Source organism: Paracoccus sp. S1E-3 (assembly GCF_013868135.1).
GTDB lineage: Bacteria > Pseudomonadota > Alphaproteobacteria > Rhodobacterales > Rhodobacteraceae > Paracoccus.
Genome location: NZ_JACEMU010000004.1, coordinates 1,810,088 through 1,826,323 on the forward strand (window position 1 = coordinate 1,810,088; position 16,236 = coordinate 1,826,323).

15 protein-coding genes are annotated in these 16,236 nt (G+C 64.4%); 4 read left to right on the forward strand and 11 right to left on the reverse strand.

Translation table 11 applies throughout. The annotated features are described in order from the left end of the window. Nucleotides 1–16: 16 nt before the first annotated feature. The 5 genes from H1S04_RS08990 to H1S04_RS09010 are packed head-to-tail and all read right to left on the reverse strand — an operon-like array spanning nucleotide 17 to nucleotide 5,208. Nucleotides 17–1,210: a DegT/DnrJ/EryC1/StrS aminotransferase family protein gene (locus H1S04_RS08990; protein WP_181745147.1), complete on the reverse strand. Its 1,194-nt coding sequence runs from the start codon at nucleotides 1,208–1,210 to the stop codon at nucleotides 17–19. 44 nt (nucleotides 1,211–1,254) lie between these two features. Further along, nucleotides 1,255–2,358 (reverse strand): CDP-glucose 4,6-dehydratase, encoded by a 1,104-nt coding sequence (rfbG, locus tag H1S04_RS08995; protein ID WP_181745148.1) that lies wholly within the window; start codon nucleotides 2,356–2,358, stop codon nucleotides 1,255–1,257. Further along, complete coding sequence (rfbF, locus tag H1S04_RS09000; RefSeq protein WP_181745149.1) at nucleotides 2,358–3,173, reverse strand: glucose-1-phosphate cytidylyltransferase; 816 nt, start codon at nucleotides 3,171–3,173, stop codon at nucleotides 2,358–2,360. Before rfbF ends, rfbG begins: the two co-directional genes overlap by 1 nt. Continuing rightward, nucleotides 3,170–4,795, reverse strand: a complete 1,626-nt coding sequence (locus H1S04_RS09005; protein WP_181745150.1) for a hypothetical protein — start codon at nucleotides 4,793–4,795, stop codon at nucleotides 3,170–3,172. Before H1S04_RS09005 ends, rfbF begins: the two co-directional genes overlap by 4 nt. Next, on the reverse strand, nucleotides 4,792–5,208 hold the full coding sequence (locus H1S04_RS09010) for a GtrA family protein (protein WP_181745151.1): 417 nt from the start codon (nucleotides 5,206–5,208) through the stop codon (nucleotides 4,792–4,794). The genes H1S04_RS09005 and H1S04_RS09010 overlap by 4 nt, the downstream gene beginning before the upstream one ends. A 250-nt stretch (nucleotides 5,209–5,458) precedes the next feature. Between H1S04_RS09010 and H1S04_RS09015 the strand changes: the two genes are divergently transcribed. Further along, complete coding sequence (locus H1S04_RS09015; RefSeq protein WP_181745152.1) at nucleotides 5,459–5,629, forward strand: hypothetical protein; 171 nt, start codon at nucleotides 5,459–5,461, stop codon at nucleotides 5,627–5,629. Nucleotides 5,630–5,749: 120 nt separating this feature from the next. Here the strand turns inward: H1S04_RS09015 and H1S04_RS09020 are convergent, their stop codons facing one another. Further along, nucleotides 5,750–6,004 carry a PAAR domain-containing protein gene (locus H1S04_RS09020; protein WP_181745153.1) on the reverse strand — a complete coding sequence of 85 codons (255 nt, stop codon included), beginning with the start codon at nucleotides 6,002–6,004 and terminating at the stop codon, nucleotides 5,750–5,752. Beyond that, nucleotides 6,004–8,058: a type VI secretion system Vgr family protein gene (locus tag H1S04_RS09025; protein ID WP_181745154.1), complete on the reverse strand. Its 2,055-nt coding sequence runs from the start codon at nucleotides 8,056–8,058 to the stop codon at nucleotides 6,004–6,006. Before H1S04_RS09025 ends, H1S04_RS09020 begins: the two co-directional genes overlap by 1 nt. A 305-nt stretch (nucleotides 8,059–8,363) precedes the next feature. Between H1S04_RS09025 and H1S04_RS09030 the strand changes: the two genes are divergently transcribed. From H1S04_RS09030 to H1S04_RS09040, 3 genes are all read left to right on the forward strand, one after another. Then, on the forward strand, nucleotides 8,364–9,314 hold the full coding sequence (locus tag H1S04_RS09030; protein ID WP_181745155.1) for a tripartite tricarboxylate transporter substrate binding protein: 951 nt from the start codon (nucleotides 8,364–8,366) through the stop codon (nucleotides 9,312–9,314). An 80-nt stretch (nucleotides 9,315–9,394) separates the two neighbouring features. Further along, nucleotides 9,395–9,880 carry a tripartite tricarboxylate transporter TctB family protein gene (locus H1S04_RS09035; protein WP_181745156.1) on the forward strand — a complete coding sequence of 162 codons (486 nt, stop codon included), beginning with the start codon at nucleotides 9,395–9,397 and terminating at the stop codon, nucleotides 9,878–9,880. Nucleotides 9,881–9,883: 3 nt separating this feature from the next. Continuing rightward, nucleotides 9,884–11,368 (forward strand): tripartite tricarboxylate transporter permease, encoded by a 1,485-nt coding sequence (locus H1S04_RS09040; RefSeq protein ID WP_181745157.1) that lies wholly within the window; start codon nucleotides 9,884–9,886, stop codon nucleotides 11,366–11,368. A gap of 48 nt (nucleotides 11,369–11,416) precedes the next feature. Here the strand turns inward: H1S04_RS09040 and H1S04_RS09045 are convergent, their stop codons facing one another. Genes H1S04_RS09045 through H1S04_RS09060 form a run of 4 tightly spaced genes read right to left on the reverse strand, consistent with a single transcriptional unit; the run spans nucleotide 11,417 to nucleotide 16,236 of the window. Beyond that, on the reverse strand, nucleotides 11,417–12,466 hold the full coding sequence (locus H1S04_RS09045; RefSeq protein WP_181745158.1) for a glycosyltransferase family 2 protein: 1,050 nt from the start codon (nucleotides 12,464–12,466) through the stop codon (nucleotides 11,417–11,419). Between the two features lie 12 nt (nucleotides 12,467–12,478). Beyond that, nucleotides 12,479–13,648: a nucleotide sugar dehydrogenase gene (locus tag H1S04_RS09050; RefSeq protein ID WP_181745159.1), complete on the reverse strand. Its 1,170-nt coding sequence runs from the start codon at nucleotides 13,646–13,648 to the stop codon at nucleotides 12,479–12,481. A gap of 36 nt (nucleotides 13,649–13,684) precedes the next feature. Beyond that, nucleotides 13,685–15,526, reverse strand: coding sequence for a glycosyltransferase family 2 protein (locus H1S04_RS09055; protein WP_255435490.1), 1,842 nt, complete (start codon nucleotides 15,524–15,526; stop codon nucleotides 13,685–13,687). 11 nt (nucleotides 15,527–15,537) lie between these two features. Further along, complete coding sequence (locus H1S04_RS09060) at nucleotides 15,538–16,236, reverse strand: FkbM family methyltransferase (protein WP_181745160.1); 699 nt, start codon at nucleotides 16,234–16,236, stop codon at nucleotides 15,538–15,540.

Genomic DNA, 16,236 nt, shown 5'->3' on the forward strand with positions numbered 1-16,236 from the left:
GCGGAGATCCTCGGCTCTATCGACCGAACTGGCGGGCGAACGCGGTGAAGCTGTCATGCATGTGGTCGATCTGCGGCTGGTCCAGCCCGTGATGGCAGGCCAGCAGGATACCGCCTTTCATCACCGCGTCGGCGACCGGATAACCCTCGGGCCGGGTCGCGGTGGTCACATTCTTCATCGCCGGCTGGCGCAGGATATTGCCGGTGAAGACCGGCCGGGTCTGGATCTCGCGCCGCTCCATCCAGATCTGCATCTCGCGCCTGGTGAAGGGGGCATCGTCGCGGATGGTCAACGGAAAGGCCAGCCAGCCGGTCCGGCTGTCGGGCAGTTGCCGGGGCAGGGTGAACCAATCCTCATAGGCGGCGAAGAAGGCCAGATGCTGGGCGAAGTTTTCTTCGCGCGCGGTGATGTTGCGTTGCAGCTTGTCCAGCTGCACAAGGCCAAAGGCGGCGCTGATCTCGGACGGTTCCAGGTTATAGCCCAGTTCCTCGAACAGGAATTTCGCGTCATAGGAGATGCCGTCAAGCTCGACATTGAAGCGGTTCTCGATCGCCTCGCTGTCGACGAACAGCGACGATGTCCGCCCCCAGCTGCGCAGCAGCAACGCACGCCGCGCCAGATCATCATCATTCACGCACAGCATCCCGCCGTTGCCGGCGCCGTTGATGACATGGCTGCCATAGAAGCTGGTGGTCGAGATGGTCGAGTTCACCCCGGTCGAAACCCCACCAATCGTCGCGCCCAGCGTGTCGGCGCTGTCCTCGATCACCGGCAGGCCGTGCTTTTCGGCGATTTCGCGGATGCGGGGCCAATCCGGCAGGTTGCCGATCAGCGAGGGGATCATGATGGCGCGGGTCTCGGGTCCGATCATCGCCTCGATCTGGTCCGCATCGGCATTATAGGTGCCGGGCGTCACGTCGATGAAAGCCGGAACCAGCCCGTGCTGGACAATGGGCGAGACGGTGGTGGCAAAGGTCAGCGCCGGGGTGATGACCTGCGAGCGTTCCGGCAGCTCCAGCAGCGCCACCGCAAGGAAATTCGCCGAGGAACCGGAATTGACCATGATCCCGTGCCGCTTGTCGAACAGGGCGGCGACGCGTTCCTGCATCTCGCGGACATGCTTGCCCATCTGGGTCGAACTGCGCAGCACCCGCACAACCGCCTCGATTTCCTCCTCTCCATGAACGGTCTGGCCGTAATTCACGCGCATATGAAATTCCCTGTCACTGTCTCTCGTCGCTTGGCATCTTGGTGTCATTGGCCTACCGGGGGCGTCATCAGTGCCTGATAGGCGGCAATCTGGTCGAAGGTCATCGCCCGCATGTCGGCACCGGCCTGATGGCCCCGATACCAGTCCGCGGTCAGGCGCAGCGCGTCCTCGATCCGCAAACGCGGCTTCCAGCCGAGATGCAGGCGCGCCCGCGTACTGTCCAGCCGCAGCAGGCCGGCCTCGTGCGGGGCGTTCGGATCGGGGCGGATGGCGATGCGCGGACCGCCCGGCCCCCAGGCCGCGGCAAAAGCGGTGCAGATCTGCCCGACCGGCAAAGTCGCATCCAGATCGGGGCCGAAATTCCACGCCTCGGCCACCTTGTCGCCGCGCCCGGCCAGCAGGTGGGCGGCAACGGTCAGGTAACCGGCCAGCGGCTCCAGCACATGCTGCCAGGGGCGGACGCTGTCGGGGTTGCGGATGGCGACCTCAGCCCCGGCAGCGGTGGCGCGGACCATGTCGGGGATGAGCCGGTGCGCCGACCAGTCACCGCCGCCGATCACGTTCCCTGCCCGGACCGAGGCGAGCCGCGCCGCCCCCGCCGCGCTGAAGAAGGATCGCCGGTAGGCCTGGGCCACCAGCTCGGTGCAGGCCTTGGAGGCGCTATAGGGATCGGAACCGCCCAGCGGGTCGCATTCGCGATACCCCCAGTCCCATTCGTTGTTTTCATAGCATTTGTCGCTGGTCACCACCACGATCCCGCGAACCGAAGGCGAGTGCCGCGCCAGTTCCAGCACGTTGGCTGTGCCCATCACATTGGTGGCGAAGGTCTGCACCGGAAAGTCGTAGCTGTCGCGCACGATTGCCTGGGCGGCCATGTGGATGACCAGCTCGGGGTCGAACCCCGCGACGGCCTCCTCCAGCGCGGCGCGGTCGTTGATATCGGCGAAGCGGCTGTCGCAGCTTTTCGCCACCCCGGCGAGGTCAAACAGCGCCGGGTCCGTCGCTGGCGCCAGTGACACCCCGCGCACATGCGCACCCAAACGGTCCAGCCACAGTGCCAGCCAGCCGCCCTTGAAGCCCGAATGCCCGGTCAGCAGGACCTGCCGCCCGGCGAATACACCGCCAAAGGGATCGCCGGGCTGCGCCATCAGATCACCGCCACCGGTCGGGCCGGATCGGGCACCTGCGATGCCTCGTCGAACATCAACCAGGGCGGCGGGATCTGATGGCAGACCTCGTTCAGCGCGTTGCGGTCGCGGACGGTGTCCATCGGATGCCAGAAGCCGTAATGCTTGAAGGCCATCAACTGGCCATCGCGGGTCAGGTTGACCATCGGCGACTGCTCCAACGGCTCCATGTCATCGACGAGATAGTCGAAGACGCCGGGTTCGAAGACGAAGAAGCCGCCATTGATCCAGGTCTCATAGCGGCGGACCTTCTCGGTAAAGGCCTGCACTTGCTCGCCGGCGATTTCCATATTGCCGAAACGCGCCGGCGGCTGCACCGCCGTCACCGTCGCCAGTTTGCCATGGCTGCGGTGGAAGGCGATCAGCCGGTCGATATCGACATTCCCGAGGCCGTCGGAATAGGTGACCATGAAAGTCTCGTCCCCCACCCAGTCGCGCAGGCGGCGGATGCGGCCGCTGGTCATGGTATCGGCGCCGGTATCGACCACGCTGACCTTCCACCCCCCGGCCGAGATCGGCTTCAGGTTCAGCTGACCGGTGTCGACATCGACGCTGATGTCATTGGCGATCAGGTGATAATTGGCAAAGAACTGCTTCAGCATCAGACATTTGTAACCGGCGGCGACGATGAAGTCATTCTGGTTGAAGTGGCTGTAGATATCCATCACCCGCGCGATGATGGGGCGGCCGCCCACCTCGACCATGGGTTTCGGGATGGCGACGGTTTCTTCGGCCAGGCGCGAACCAAGGCCGCCTGCGAGCAGGATCGTTTTCATGGATTGCCTCCTGTCTGGTCGGTTGGTGTAGGATCGGCCGGGGGAAGCCACAGCCTCGCCGCGCCGTAGCGGTCGGTGATCGCAGGGAAGGGCTGCATCTGGTAGCCGCGCGACTGCGCATAGCCTTCCAGCGCCGGATCCAGCGCCGGGTCGAAGCCGGTCAGGATCGCCGCGGGGGGCTGGGCGTCGAACAGCGCCGGCAGATCGTCCGGCCCCGCCATGGAATAGAGCGCGCGCAATTCCGGCGCAGTGTAAGGCGCCACCCGGATCGCGAAGTTGCCGGCCGAGAATTCGGGATAGATCGGCAGCCCCGCCGACAACGGATAGATCGGCGACAGCGTCGCCACCGGCCCCCGTCCCAGCAGATCCTGCCGGGCCAGCCGGTCGCGCAGCGCATCCGCGCCTTTCTGAACCCGCACGACGGTCAGCTTGCCGGGATGGCGCAGGTCGTTCACCCCCAGTGCCAGCCGCGGCGCCGCGATGACCAGCATCAGCACCATCGCCACCACCAATGCCGGGGCCAATACTACCCGCCCCGCCGGCGCGCCGCGCCAGAACAGCGCCAGCAGCAGCGGCAGGCAGACCAGCGGCGCGATGTAATATTGCGGAAAGCCCGGTGTCGGCACAAAGGCCAGCAGCGCCGCCGTCAGCGTCGCCGCGACCACGATCGGCACCGCACCGCCCGAATCCGCGCGACCTGAATCCGCGCCGCCCGACAACAGGCCGCCCAGCAAGGTGACGAACAGCGTCAGCAGCGGCGCGCCGACCATCCACACCGTCCAGGCCAGCTGAAGCTTGGCCCCGTGCCCCAGCGCGATCCCCGGCTCGGTCGCGGCATTGTCCCGCCAATAGGCGATATGCGGGCCGGCGTGATAGCCGGCGATATGGGCGAAGAACAGATCGGGTTGGGTGGCGGCCAGCCACAGCAGTGGCGCCGCGCCGACCAGTCCCCCCAGCGCCACCGGCAGCGCGATCCGGCGCAGGCGGGTGCCGAGGTCCACATCACGCGGCAACAGAAAACACCCCAGCGCCACGGCGGGCACGAAGGCGATGGCGCTGGCTTTCATCCCCGCTGCCACCGACAGCAGCAGCCCGGCGAAGAACAGGCGCGGGAAGGCATAATCCCGCTCGGCCAGGGAAATTGCCAGCAGGCCCAGCCCCAGCCCGGCAAAAGGCAGGGGCAGCAGATTGTTCGTCGCCGCCATCCCGGCCTGCCCCAGCAGCACATCCGCCGATAACAGGCTGACCGGTCCCAGCGCCGCCACCAGCCCCGATCGGGTCAACCGCCATCCCACCCAGGCCGAGCCGCCCAGCAGCAGAAGCCAGGCCAGAAAGATCGCCAGCCGCGCCGCCGCCAGCAGGCCCAGCCCCGGCATCAGCAGATGCAGGGCGCGAAACAGCCAGGCAGAGTAGGGCACGTGATTATAGAACAGGTCCTGATACAGCGCGTATTGATCCAGCAGCGCGGCGGGGGGCACGAACATGAATTCGTCCCGCCGCAGATCATAGCCCATGATCCGCCCGAACAGCGCCACCAACAACAGAAACACCGCCGCCGTCAGCAGGGCCCGACGGGCATATTCCCCAATGCCCGTGCGGGCCATGGCGGATTGGCCGATCATTCGATCCTCCTGCGCTGGCGATACCCCATCACCTGTCCGATCAGCAGCCACGAGGCGGCAACCACGAATGGCAGGATCAGCAACTGCGCCAGCAGCGCACCCGCGCCCTGCGCCATGACCAGCCGCAACGCCAGCGCATTGCCGACATAGATCAGCACATAGGCCCCGATATAGGCCGGCAGCCGCGACCAGCCGCGCACCGCGAAGACGATCCGCGCATGCATCTGGAAGTTCCACAGCGCGCCCAGCACGAATTGCAGCACCAGCGCCAGCTGCGGTGGCGCCCCGCCCAGCACCGCCAGCGCGTAGATCCCATAGCCGACCACCGTATTGATCACACCCACAGCGAGAAACCGCAAAAGCGTTCTGCCGTTGTCACGCGCGGGCGGTGCGGTCCGGCGGAGCGCTGGCATCATCTTCCTTTCTGCGCCAGACCGCCCTGTCGTCCATCGCCGCCGCCCCGACCGGGCCATGCAGCGGCCGCTCGGGCTGAGCGCCCGAGCCAGAAGTCCGGGGCCGTGCGGCACACGATGATGGGCAAGAAAGCTGGTCGCAGCATCTGCGATCCGGGACGGGAAGTCACAACAAGCACCGGACGTTAAAATAAAACCACGCCTTTCAGCTTGCCGTAGGGAGCGTTGATTCTCAAGCAAAAGCTCACTGATGAGAGATGGTGAAATTGCGGCGCAGCCTTTCATCGTCAAGAATTTTGGCTGGCAGGAAGTCCCTGATATGATGGAAGAAAGAAAAAACGCGTTGCTGAGCGCGATGCATTTTGGCGGTTCGCAAGGATTTTTATCGCAGCCGCATCAGCGCGCCCGGAATGACGTTTGACAAAAAAAACGAATGCAGGCGCGTTACAAAAAACACGTATAAGTTGCACGTTATTATTAAAACAACGGCCGAAAAGCCGGCCCCAGATACAACCCAAAGCTGAAATACCGCGACTAACGGCTATTTCAGAATGGCACTGCCCTGACAGTCGGCGATGATACCGCCGCAACTGGTTTTCGATCCGAAATAGGCGACCGGCTTGCCGTCGCACAGCGCCCCCGGCTCGCCCTCCAGGATGATGCCACCGCAGGCGCATTTATCGCCGACACGCGCGACGGCGCGGCCGTCCACCGTGCCGCTGCCGCCCTCGATGATGACATTGGTGCCGTGCCGGGGGCACAGGTGCTTGTCGCCGACACGCGCGATGGTGCGCATCAGGTCTTTTCCTCGTCGAAGCTGGCGCATTCCTCGCAGAGCGGCAGACCTTCGCGCGCGGCCATCTGCAACGTCGGCACCTGCGCCCCGCCGCTGCCGCCCATGATGACATTGCCCTTCAGCCAGATCGTCGGCGCCTCGAGGATGATGCCCGTGGAATCGATGGTGATCTTGCCACCCGGACCCTTCACCTGCATCTTCTGGAAGGCCATCAGGGTATGGACCTTGGTGTTGTTGGTGATCGATTCGCCGACATCCAGCGTATAGCGGCCGAAGACCTCGCCTTCGAAATTGCGCCCGGCCTCATAGAGGTGGTCGGCATAGATCGACTGCTTGTGGCTGTTGCCGACGCGGTGGATGTGATCCTTGCCGTAGTTTTCCTGCTGATTGCGCCCGACATTATAGACCATGTCATTGCCGATGCTTTCGGTGTGGTTGTTGCCCACGCTGATGGTCTTGTCGTGCCCGATCGATTCCGACTGGTCATTGCCCACCGATTTGCTGCGGTCATGGCCGATCGAATGGCTTTCGTCGTTCTCGATGATGGTGTTGTGGTCCTTCTGGGCGTGCATGAAGACCTCCTCACGCCCGGCCTGATCCTCGAACCGGAATTCGTTATAGCCGCTGCCCTGATGGGTGTCGGACTTGAAGGTGCTGACGGTCTTGTTGCCCGGCAGGTCGTAGGGCACGCTGTTCTTGCCGTTATAGACGCAGCCCGAAACCAGCGGCTTGTCGGGATCGCCCTCCAGGAACTCGACCACCACCTCCATGCCGATGCGGGGAATGACCATGCCGCCCCAGCCATTGCCGGCCCAGTTCTGGCTGACCCGGCAGCGCATCGAATAGGCATTAGCCAGATCCCAGTGAAAGCGCACGAGGATACGGCCATATTCGTCGCAGTCGATCTCGCCCTCGCCCACGACTTCCGCCGTCTGCGGCCCCTGCACGGTGGGGATGCGCGTCCGGCGCGGCGGGAACATCGGCGCGGTGTCGGGCATCAGCACATAGCGGCCGGTGAAGGCATAGCCATCGCTGCCCTCGCCGCCCGACCCGTAAGCTTCGCTGACAAAGTGATGCGTGGCCGACAGGCACAGATACCCCTCGCCGGTGCCGGGGATCCTGTCGCCCGACAGCACCAGCCGCATCCCCGCCCCCAGACTGACGCAATCGCCGGTCGCGCGGTTGCGTCGGTCGGCGCCGCGTTCCTGCGCGGTGCGCAGGTCGGAAACGATCCGGCCAATTCCCTGATCGAGATAATCGCCCGGATAATCGAAGCTTTCAATCTGGCCCTCGGCATAATCGGCATCGCCCAGCGATTCCGTTTCCATCGCCTGATCGGGTTTCTTGAAGTTATAGTCGGTCTGGCGAATGGCACCGGTGGTCAGATTACGCTCGGGCGCCCATTCCCAGAAATGTTCCTGTTCATATTGGTGATGACCGTCATAGCGCTTGAAGGGCCGGGCGCCGATCTCGTCATGGGCCAGAACGTCATCGGTCAGCACCAGCGTATGGTTGCCGGGCGCATGGCGGAAATGAAAGCTGATACCGTGGCGCTCCATTTGACGCCGGGCGAATTCCAGATCGGATTCGCGATATTGCACGGTGTATTCCAGTTTCGGATAGCTCTGGCTCAGCTTGATTTCCAACGCCGGCTCGCCCAGTCCGCTATAATCGGACAGCAATTCCTGAAGAATTTCGATCACGGTCTTGTCGTGGAAAATCCGCTGGTTGCGGCGCTTGCCGGCCAGCCAGAACCATGGGCGCAACGTCAGATCATAGCGCTGCCCGTTTTCCCCCACCCCGGCCCAGCGGGCGCTGGTGACAATGCCGTCAAAGGCGCGCATTTCCGAATGCGCTTCGATCTCGACGGTCGCGTGGGTGCCGACAAGCGCGTCGAAATCCAGATCGTCGCGCGTCGACAGCGCCTCGACCCGGTATTCGAAAAGATCATTCAGATGATCCGTGCCGTCGAAACGCAGCAGGGCCAGCACGTCAGCGCCAAGCGCGGTGGTCAGACGGCCGAGACGCTCGACCTGCTTGAAGGGGGCATTCATACCAGACTTCCCACAATCATTAATGAACCCGGTGATAATGCCGGCAATCTATCCGCATCACCCCGTCGTTACCAGAGCAACCTGACGGCCGGCGTTTTGCAAGTGTTTAAAATCCGGCAGGGGAATAATCGACCCCGGTCAGGGGGAATGGTGCAATTGCCGCGCCGGCGATCAATCCCGGCGCGCCCTGTGCCCCCCGCACCGCATCCTTGCTTGACGGACCAGACGGGGTCGTATTCACTCCGCCTTGCGCCGGTCCGCGCGTGGGCAATGAACCTGCGCCGCCGGCCCATAGGGAGGATATGATGTTTCTGAAGACGTTCCTGACCGTCGGGGTGGTCACCGCCAGCATCGCCACGATGGCGGCGGCCGATGTTTCGGTGATGCTGCCCGCCAATCCCGGCGGCGGCTGGGACGGCACCGGCCGTCAGGCCTTTGCCGCCATGAACGAGGCGGGGATCTATACCGAAGGCGTGAACTTCACCAATACCGGCGGCGCCGGCGGCACCATCGGTCTGGCCGCGTTCCAGAACTCCGAAAAGGGCAAGCCGGATGCGCTGGCGGTGTTTGGGGCGATCACGGTCGGCTCGATCATGCTGAACAAATCGCCCATCGACCTGTCGACCTATACGCCCATCGCGCGGCTGACGGCCGAGCATCTGGTCATCGCGGTCGATGCGAAGTCGGACATCCAGACGCTGCAGCAGCTGGTCGACCTGATGAAGGCCGATCCGGGCGCGGTGCCGGTGGGTGGCGGCTCGGCCGGGGGGGTGGACCATATCGCGCTGGCGCTGCTGGCGCAGGCGGCGGGCATCCCGGTGGCGGATGTGAACTATATCCCGCAGGCCTCGGGCGCCGAAACCGTGACCGGCATCGTCAACGGCACGCTGAAGGCGGGGATTTCCGGCATCTCGGAATTCCAGCAGTTCCAGGACCAGGGCCGCATCCGCATCCTTGGCGTGACTGCGGCCGAGCGTCGTCCGGGTCTGGACGTTCCGACCTTCAAGGAGGCCGGCTTCGATGTCGAAATCGCCAACTGGCGCGGCATCCTCGGCGCCCCCGGCATGCCCGAGGAAAACGCCAAGGAGTGGATCGCCCGCTTCGACCAGCTGAACGAATCGGAACAGTGGAAGAAGGTTCTGGAAACCCAGGGCTGGGACGCCTTCTATCTGTCCGGCCCGGCCTTCGGCGAGTTCATCGCGGAAGAAAACGCCCGCATCGGTGCGGTGCTGAAGGATGCCGGCCTGATCCAGTAGGCACCGGCCGCCCATATCAACGGCTGAAGGCGTCCCCCCGTGGACGCCTTCAGCGTCACCGGCCAAGCCAGGAGCCTGCCATGACGCCGACAACCGGGCCACGCCCCTACTGGCTGGCCGCCATCGTGATCGGGATCGGCCTGATCTGGATCTGGGGCGCCTCGTCGCTGCCGCCCGCCAGCCGCTATGCCGGGATCGGGCCGCGCGCCTTTCCGACCTTCATCGGCGGGGCGCTGGTGCTGCTGGGGATCATCCTGGCCCTGCAGATTTCGCGCGGGATGAGCTTCGAGGCCCAGGAGGCCGAGAATGCCGATGCCCATGCCCCGGTCAATTACGCCGCCCTGCTGATGGTGCTGGCGGCGGCCTCGCTGCCGATCCTGACGCTGCGGACCTTCGGGCTGCCGCTGACGGCGATGCTGATCTTTGCGCTGGTGGCCCGCGCCTTCGGATCGCGCCAGCTGGTGAAGGATCTGGTGACCGGGCTGATCCTCGGCAGCCTGGCCTGGCTGCTGTTCGACCGGCTGGGGCTTCAACTGGGGCAGTATCTGCCGATCGCGGGGTTCTGAGCGATGGAAAGCCTTGAATATCTGATGCATGGCTTCGCGGTCGCGCTGCAACCGATGAACCTGCTCTGGGCCTTCATCGGTTCCGCGCTTGGCACCGCCATTGGCGTCCTGCCGGGCATCGGCCCGGCGCTGACCATTGCGCTGCTGCTGCCGGTCACGGTGTCGATCGGGCCGACCTCGGCCTTCATCATGTTTGCCGGGGTGTTCTACGGCGCCATGTATGGCGGCTCGACCACCTCGATCCTCATCAACACGCCGGGCGAGGCGGGTTCGATGATGACCGCGCTGGAAGGCAACCGTATGGCCCGCCGGGGCCGGGGTGCAGCGGCGCTGGCGACGGCGGCCATCGGCTCCTTCGTCGCGGGCACGCTGGCCACCTTCGCGCTGACCTTCGTCGCGCCCTTCGTGGCGGAGCTGGCCTTCGTCTTCAAACCCGCCGATTATTTCGCGCTGATCGTGCTGGCCTTCTGTTCAGTGGCGGTGGTGATGGGCAATTCGCGCACCCGCGGACTGATCTCGTTGTTTCTCGGCCTCGCCATGGGGGTGATCGGCATCGACAAGCTGACCGGCCAGCCGCGGCTGACCTTCGGTCAGGCGGAATTGCTGGACGGGATCGAATTGACGGTCGTGCTGGTGTCGCTTTTCGCCATCGGCGAGATTCTGTTCGTCGTCTCGCGCTATGACCCCGGAAAGGAACAGCCGCTGTCCGTCTCGGGCAAGTGGATGACGAAGCAGGACTTCGCCCGCAGCTGGAAACCGTGGCTGCGCGGCACCGCCATCGGCTTTCCCATGGGCACGCTGCCCGGTGGCGGGTCCGAGATCCCGACCATGCTCAGCTATACGCTGGAACGGAAGCTGTCGAAACACCCCGAGGAATTCGGCCATGGCGCCATCGAAGGCGTGGCCGGCCCCGAGGCCGCGAACAATGCCGCCGCCGCCGGCGTGCTGGTGCCGCTGCTGACACTGGGCCTGCCGACCTCGGCCACGGCGGCGGTGCTGCTGGCGGCGTTCCAGAATTACGGGCTGCAGCCGGGACCGAACCTGTTCACCTCGAACGCCGATCTGGTCTGGGGGCTGATCGCCAGCCTGTATATCGGCAACATCATGCTGCTGGTGCTGAACCTGCCGCTGATCGGCATGTGGGTGAAGCTGCTGTCGGTGCCGAAGCCGCAGCTTTACGCCGGGATCCTGATCTTCGCGCTGATCGGCATCTGGGGCGTGTCAGGGTCGGAGTTCGACCTGATCGTCATGGTGATCGTGGGCGTCGCGGGCTATGTGATGCGGGTCTATGATTTCCCCATCGCGCCAGTGCTGATCGGGATGATTCTGGGGCCGATGGCGGAATTCCAGTTACGCACGGCGCTGACCGCCGCGCAGGGCAACCCCGCCACCCTGGTCGAGACGCCGATCTCGATCACCTTCCTGACCATCGCCGCGTTGATCTTCATCGTGCCGATGCTGGTCAAGCGTCTGCGCCAACGCGCCTGAGGCTGGCGGTCGCATCTGCCGGGCGTCTTGCGGGGCGGCCGGCTTATTCTATTGCGTGGTCCGATCGGCGTCCGCGACATTCCCGAACATGTACAGCAGCATCCGCTGCAACTCGGGCGGTAGCACCGCGCTGTCATAGGCATGCAGCAGCTGCCCATAAAGATCATAAGCCGCCTGCGCCTTGACCAGCTCCGCGAAGCGTTCGCGATGCCAGCGCAGCGCCGCGGCATGCAGATCAGCCACTCCCGGCAGCGCCTTCAGCGCGGCGATCTGGTTGTGCAGCCGGGGCGCCATCCGCAGGGCGGCGGTATTCTCGACGCTGTTGAAATTGCGGTCGACCCAATAGCCAAGATCGATCCGCTTGTCGCTGCGATTGGGCAGACCGCGTTCGGTTTTCACCATGAACCCCTGCACCGAGCGCAGCGAATAATGATGCATCTCGGCCAGCTGTCGCTGGTCGCGCAGCCCGACCAGCGACAGCCGCTTGTCATTGTCTCCCATGATCGGCGGCAGGGGCCGTCCCGAACCGTCGGTCCAGGCCGGGCGGCTGTCCTTGCGATGACGGGGCCGATGAACACCGATGCGGGCGAAGGCGGCCGGGCGGAACAGCGACTTGAAAAAGGTGGCGGCGATCGGGTGGGACATCTCGGCCGGGGCCGAGCGGGTGAACTGTTCGACCACCGGGCGATCGTCGATGGCGATGACGCCATTGGCGCCGAACAGCCGCCAGGACAGCGCCACCGCATCGGTCTTGTCCGGCAACGCCGCGATCAGGTCGTCCAGCCGCCCGTCGCCGGTATGGACCACCGGAAACTCGTCCAGATCCGAGACCAGCATCCAGTCGGCAGCCTTGCGCAGCGGGTGCTTCCAGGCGGCGTTCAGCGCACTCCACTGGATCGAGCGGTCGGGCTGTGGCTGGTTGGTCTGGTGAACCAGCACCCCATGCCCCGCGAGACAGTCCAGAAGCTGGTCGGTTCCGTCATCGCAATCGTTTGAATAAACAAGGAAATCCGTCACTCCGACGATCTGGTGCCAGGCGATCCATTCCAGCAGATAGGGACCCTCGTTGCGGACGGTCGATGCCGACAGAATCCTCATTGCGTCCGGGCCTTAATCGATGCCGAACAGGTCGCGGGTATACACCTTGTCGGCCACATCGCTGAGATCGGTCGAGATGCGGTTGGCCAGGATCACGTCGCTTTCGCCCTTGAAGGCATTCAGGTCGCGCACCACCCGGCTGTTGAAGAACAGATCATCCTTCAGAACCGGCTCGTAGACGATGACCTCGATCCCCTTGGCCTTGATCCGCTTCATGATCCCCTGAATCGAGCTGTCGCGGAAATTGTCCGACCCCGCCTTCATCACCAGCCGGTAGACGCCGACGACCTTCGGGCGTCGCGCGACGATCTGGTCGGCGACGAAATCCTTGCGGGTCCGGTTCGATTCCACGATGGCCGAGATCAGATTCTGCGGCACCGCATCGTAATTGGCCAGCAACTGCTTGGTGTCCTTGGGCAGGCAATAGCCGCCATAGCCGAAGCTGGGATTGTTGTAGAAATCGCCGATGCGCGGGTCCAGACAGACGCCGTCGATGATCTCGCGCGTGTTCAGATCATGGGCGATGGAATAGCTGTCCAGTTCGTTGAAATAGGCGACACGCAGCGCCAGGAACGTGTTGGAAAACAGCTTGATCGCCTCGGCCTCGACCGGGCCGCAGAACAGCACCGGCATGTCCTTGCGGATGGCGCCCTGGGCCAGCAGGGCAGCGAATGTCTGTGCCCGCTCGGACTTCTCGCCCACCACGATCCGCGAGGGATAGAGGTTGTCGAACAGCGCCTTGCCCTCGCGCAGAAACTCGGGCGAGAAGATCACGTTCTCCCAGTCCATCTCGGCGCGGATGCGGTTCACGAAGCCCACCGGGATGGTCGATTTGATGATCGCCACCGCCTGGGGGTTGATGCGCTTGATTTCGGCCAGCACGGCTTCGACGGACGAGGTGTCGAAGCGATTGGTCTTGGCATCGTAATTCGTCGGCGTCGAGACAATGACGAACTCCGCATGGCGGAACGCTTCTTCGGGATCCAGCGTGGCGGTCAGGTCCAGCTTGTGATTGCCCAGGAATTCCGAGATCTCGCTGTCCTCGATGGGCGAGACGCGGTTGTTGATCATCTCCACCCGATCAGGCGCGATATCCAGTGCCATGACCGGATTGTTCTGGGCCAGAAGGACAGCATTGGACAGGCCGACATAGCCCAGCCCGGCAACCGCAATATTCGTCATCTTTAAAACCCTTTCAGGCACATGAGTCGGCGCAGTCTAGACCTTTTCGCCGGAAAGGCGATCAAATCGCAGCGACCCAAGCGCCGCCGCCTCGGAAAGTTCCACCAGACCCTTTTCTGCCAGAATCGGGCCGAAGGACTGGCGCAGCGCCTCGGGCTCGCCCTCGAAGGGCAGGATCACGCGGGTCACCCGCGACAGGTCCAGCGGCGCCAGATGCGCCCCGGCCAGACCGGCACGGGCCGAAATCCGCAGCGTGTCGGGATTGAAATCGCCCAGATAGGCCGCCAGACCGCTGGCCTGTGCGCCCTGGTCCCCGGCAAACACCAGAGGCCCGTGAACGAACCGCAGCCGGGCCGAGTTTTCAAGCCCGTTGCGCGCCCGCACCCGTGCCGCCGCCGTCGCCATGCCGGGCTGCTCGTCCTGAACCATGAGCGTCAGTTCAGGCAGTTCCTGCAGGGCGCGCAAGGCCGGCAATCCGATCCCGGCCCCGAGGTCCAGCAGCCGCCGCGAACCGGCCAGATAGCCCAGAATATTGCGGCCGTGGCGGCGGTCGAACTTGCCGGCCAACACCGCCATCGCCGCCTCGGAGGTGAAAAGCTGCGGATCGCAGGGCAGCTCGACCCCTTGCGAGGCGACCCATTCCAGCCCCTCCTCGGGGGAAAGCAGGATCCTTCCCGCGGGGTAATGCGCCACACCTATGGCATTCCAGCCCGAGACCGGCGCGTCCTGCGCCGTCTCGGCCGATCTCTGCACCGCCTTCTTCTCGACCTCGGACATCTTCGCCGCGATCCTGGCCGGGTCGCGGGCCTTCGGCGGCTTCGCCTCGACCTGGGTGATCGGAACCTTGCCGGCCTCGATCAGGCTATCCTTCAGCGCCTGATAGGCGGGCGAGTCGCGATATTCGTCCAGCCGCCTTTCGACATTTTCCAGGGCGGCGAAATGCAGCCGCGACAGCACCGGGTCCTTCAGCAGTTCGGCCATGATCTCGGCCCGGCGGCCCGCATGGCGCAGGATGCGGGTGTCCGACACCTCGTTGCGGTCCTGAAGCGACCAGTAGTCGGCGTTATACTTGTCCTTCTTGTTGTTCACATTGCCGCGGAACCGGCGCACGGCATAGCTGTCGATCGACTTCACCGCATAGTGGTTCATCTGCGCCCAGTCATAGCCCAGCGTCCGCCGGATCGACCGCCAACCGCGAAACTTGAAGTAATCCTCCATCGGCTGACCGGACCCGTTCAGCCATTTCACCGTGTCAGGGAAACCGTCCTTCAGGTGCTTGTTCTTGATCGACGGCCGATGGATGCCGAGTTTCCAGTATTCGGGATCGAACCTGAAAAGCGTCTTGACGCCCCAACCCTTGTTCCAGAGCGGCGGCGCGGCGCGGGTATATTGTTCGATCACCGGGGCGCGCGACCAGTCGATGACGCCGTTCGACCCGAAGATGCGCCAGGTGATGACGATCCCGTTCGCGCCCTGCGCCACCGCGTCATCCAGCATCCCGTCCAGATGCCCCGAGGGGTGGTTGATCGACAGGAACTCGTCCGCATCGAAGACCAGCAGCCAGTCCGCCTGCTGGACCACAGGCTCGATCTGGGCATGGTTCAGCGCCGAGGGCTGCGGCTTCACCCCTTCGGCGATGACATTGGGGCGGTGATAGCCAAGGCCCAGTGCCTCCAGCCGCTGCAGCATCTCGACGGTGCCGTCGGTGCAGTCATTGGTATAGACGAGGATATCGGTGAAGCCGACGGCCAGGTGATGGGCGAACCATTCCAGCAGAAAGGGCGCCTCGTCCTTCATCATCGACACCGCCATGACGGTGCCATGGGGGCTGCGGTGTTTCAGGTGGTGCAGGCTGGAATCGGCTTGCGAAACTTCCATCGCGACGCGCCCTAGATCCAGTCCAGGCTGACATGCGAGGGCGCGTATTTTTCCCCGATGGTCTTGCGCATGGCCTGAAAATCTGCGCCCCGGTCGCGGAACTTGCGTTCATGCGTTTCCACCACCGTGCAGCGGATCGCGTCGAACAGCCCGGCCGCGTCGATGGCGGGGACCAGGTCCAGTTCCGCCCCTTCGATGTCGATCTTCAGAAACGCCACCTCGCCCCGCTGCGCGATGGTGTCGCGCAGAAAGGCGATGAAATCGATCTGGGCCACCTCGATAGCGTTTTCGGTGCTTTCGTCGATTTGCCGACCACCGGCGACCACCGTGCTTTTGACCGAGGCCTGCGCCGCATTTCCATCAAAATTGCTGGCCCGCATCAGCCTGACCACCCCTTCCGAGGTGCCCACCGCCGCCGGCCGCAGGGTGAACCGGTCTTCACCGGCAAAACGCCGGGTCAACTGGTCATGCGCCCAGGGCTCGGGGTCGAAGGCGACGACATCGGCGCCGCTGGCCAGCAACCGGGCCGAGACATCGCCCGCATTCGCGCCGCAATCGATCGCCAGATCACCGGGCCGCAGCATGCCGCAGATCCCGGTCAGGAAGCCGTCGGCCCAGGCGGCCCGCTGGTTGCGCTTCTGGCGGCGGCGCAGCTTTTTCAGCTGCTGCTCCAGCTCGGCGATCGCGGCGCCGTCGGCAGCTTCGGACAT